Annotated in this window: 5 protein-coding genes; all 5 read left to right on the forward strand. The window is 58.7% G+C overall.

What is annotated here, in order from left to right; all coding sequences use genetic code 11:
* Positions 1-417 (forward strand): outer membrane protein assembly factor BamC (gene bamC, locus A3754_RS11605; RefSeq protein WP_063519815.1); only part of this gene is annotated, 417 nt, incomplete at its 5' end.
* Complete coding sequence (locus A3754_RS11610; protein ID WP_063519816.1) at positions 417-1,190, forward strand: MBL fold metallo-hydrolase; 774 nt, start codon at positions 417-419, stop codon at positions 1,188-1,190. The genes bamC and A3754_RS11610, both read left to right, overlap by 1 nt.
* A 26-nt stretch (positions 1,191-1,216) precedes the next feature.
* Positions 1,217-1,933: a phosphoribosylaminoimidazolesuccinocarboxamide synthase gene (gene purC / locus A3754_RS11615; RefSeq protein WP_063519817.1), complete on the forward strand. Its 717-nt coding sequence runs from the start codon at positions 1,217-1,219 to the stop codon at positions 1,931-1,933.
* A gap of 71 nt (positions 1,934-2,004) precedes the next feature.
* Positions 2,005-2,238, forward strand: coding sequence for a DUF6726 family protein (locus tag A3754_RS11620; RefSeq protein ID WP_063519818.1), 234 nt, complete (start codon positions 2,005-2,007; stop codon positions 2,236-2,238).
* Positions 2,239-2,378: 140 nt separating this feature from the next.
* A partial coding sequence (locus A3754_RS11625; RefSeq protein WP_063519819.1) for a hypothetical protein occupies positions 2,379-2,864 on the forward strand: 486 nt, incomplete at its 3' end.

The following is a 2,864-nucleotide window of genomic DNA, read 5'->3' on the forward strand; positions in this document are numbered from 1 at the left end:
GATGAAGACCGTTTTCAGCCACCTCGCCCGCCGCAACTGGTGGTGCTGGGTAATGCCCCGGACAAGGAGAACGACGAGCCTGTGCCGGAAGGGGAGTCCGCCAAGGCACTGCTGGGCCGTGATGGCAACGGCTACCCGATTATCATGATGTCCACCCGCTATGCCTGGGCGTGGGAATACGTGGGAGATGCCCTGAAGCAGACCGACTTGAAAGTCAGCGACCGCGATCGCGAAGTGGGGATCTTCTATCTCAAGGTGCCCAACCGTTATGAACTGGGTGCCCGTGAAGCACAGCTGAAACTGAGCCATACCACCAATGGTATTCAGGTGGCGGTCCTGAACGAGAAAGGCACCGCGCTGGTGGAGAAAACCCCGGGGCTGGCCATTCTCGAGCGAATCTACGACGAGCTCGATTAATGCAACTGGCGTCACTGGGCAGTGGCAGTAAAGGCAATGCCACGCTGGTGCTGGCTGACGATACCCTGGTCCTGATCGATTGCGGTTTCACGGTGAAAGAAACCGAGGCGCGGCTGGGGAGGCTGGGGCTGGCAGCGGATCAGCTCAGTGCGATTCTGGTTACCCATGAGCATGGCGATCATATTCGCAGCGCCGGGGCGCTGGCCCGCAAGGTGGGCTGTCCAGTGTATAGCTCCTTTGGTACCGCCAGTGCGGTGCATGACAAGCGGGCGACGCTGAAAGGCGCCGATTGGCAGGAAGTTCGCCCCGGCCGGGCGTTTAGCCTGGGGGCCATGGAGATCCTGCCGGTGCTGGTGCCCCACGATGCCCGCGAACCTTGCCAGTACCGTTTTTCCTGGCAGCAGCGCACCGTGGGGGTGCTGACGGACCTGGGGGCGATTACTCCCCACGTGGTGGATGCCTACCGGGAATGTGATGCGCTGGTACTGGAATGCAATCACGACCCCCAGTTGCTGGCGTCGGGGCCGTATCCATCATCGTTGAAACGGCGCGTGGGTGGTATGTTGGGGCATCTGAGCAATGATCAGGCGGCGGCGTTGCTGCGCCAGGCCAATGTGGACCGCCTGCAACACCTGGTGCTCTCGCACCTGAGCGAACAGAACAACACGTCCCGGCACGCACTGGATGCGGTCGAACGGGTGATTACCCAGGGGCGTGAACGAATTGGCGTTGCCAGCCAGACGGAAGGGTTTGACTGGCTGCAAGTACATTAATACTGACCTGAGTAATAGGCCTTTCCATGGAAAAACGCGACGAGTTGTATGCCGGCAAAGCCAAGTCTGTGTACACCACCGATGACGCGGACAAGCTGATCATGCTGTTTCGTGATGACACCTCTGCCTTTGACGGCAAGAAAAAGGAGGCGTTGGCACGCAAGGGAGCGGTGAACAATCAGTTCAACGCGGCCATCATGGAAAAGCTGAAAGCGGCGGGTATTCCCTGCCACTTCGAGAAAACCCTGTCGGCCACCGAATCCCTGGTCAAGAAGATGGACATGATCCCGGTGGAGTGCGTGGTGCGTAACATCGCCGCAGGCTCCATTTGTCGTCGTCTGGGCGTGGAAGAAGGGCTGGAATTGAACCCGCCCACATTCGAATTCTTCCTCAAGGATGATGACTTGGGCGACCCCATGGTCAATGATTACCATATTCAAAGCTTTGGCTGGGCCACCGATGAGCAGGTGGCGCAGATGAAAGCGCTTACCTTCCAGGTGAACGATGTGCTCAAGCAGCTGTTTCTGGACGGTGGCATGCTGCTGGTGGATTACAAGCTGGAATTTGGTGTGTTTAATGGTGAAGTGTTGCTGGGCGATGAATTCAGCCCGGACGGTTGCCGCCTGTGGGACAAGGATACCCGCGAAAAGCTGGACAAGGACCGCTTCCGCCAAGGGTTGGGCGGTGTGGTAGAGGCCTACGAAGAAGTGGGTAAGCGTCTGGGGATGACGTTCGAGTATTGATCAATCACATGAGCCTGCCGGGCCGACCGGTGCCGGCAGGCTGCCAATAATAAGTAAAAAAAGGAGAGGGTATGAAATCCGTAATGCGTATGACTGTTATCGGGCTGCTGGCCGCCGTTCTCAGTGGTTGTTTCCTTACCAAGCTGGCGACGACCCCCATGCGTTTGGTCGGAGCGGCCGGGTCCGTGGTCGGGGCCGTGCTGTCGATTATTCCGGTGGCCGGTAATGCCGCGGATGAAGCGCTGGAAAAGGTCGACGGCGCCATTGACGGGACTGCGGACAGCATCGATAAAATCCCGCTCTGATCCTGCTGAATCTGCCCCGGCCGGCATTGATGCCGGTTGGTGGTGACGCCCTGGCGCTTGTAATCGGCCGGGGGGTTGTGAAAAATACAGGCTCTTTGCCGGGGCTTGCCCGATATAACAACAATAAACTGGAGTTTGCCATGCGTCGCTGGCTACTTTCCTTCCTTGTGTTGCTGCCCCTCTCGGCGGCGGCGGACAATGCCCTGATCGGTATCGGTTACCTCAATGGTCTGGTCGGGCTTAATCTCGAATGGGCTACCGAAAAGAACAGTTTTTACGGCATGCCTGCCTATTATGTGGATTCCAGTGGCCTGGATACGGAAGAGTTCCGCTGGGTAGCGGGCTGGCGCCGCAAGATGGAACGCGGACTCATGTCAGAGAAGGGTTTCTACACAGGCCTGATGGCGGGTGATCTGGGCGGCGAACGCCACTATGAGCGGCTGGGCGCAGGCGTTGAGCTGGGCCACCAGTGGGTGAAACCGTATTCCCGCTGGACCGTGAGCGCGGCGGTGGGGGTGCTGGAGTCCCTGGATTGCACGGAGTACCGTACCAATGTGGGTTGCGATAGTCAGGAAGAGCAGGACCAGTATGATCTGGATGTGGAGCCTGTGGTGGTGTTGGGCGTG

Source organism: Alcanivorax sp. HI0083 (assembly GCF_001635175.1).

Excerpts from the sequence above, each read along its gene's own strand:
- A3754_RS11610 (WP_063519816.1), top strand. The coding sequence starts at position 417 with ATGCAACTGGCGTCACTGGGCAGTGGCAGTAAAGGCAATGCCACGCTG.
- purC (WP_063519817.1), top strand. The coding sequence starts at position 1,217 with ATGGAAAAACGCGACGAGTTGTATGCCGGCAAAGCCAAGTCTGTGTAC.
- A3754_RS11620 (WP_063519818.1), top strand. The coding sequence starts at position 2,005 with ATGAAATCCGTAATGCGTATGACTGTTATCGGGCTGCTGGCCGCCGTT.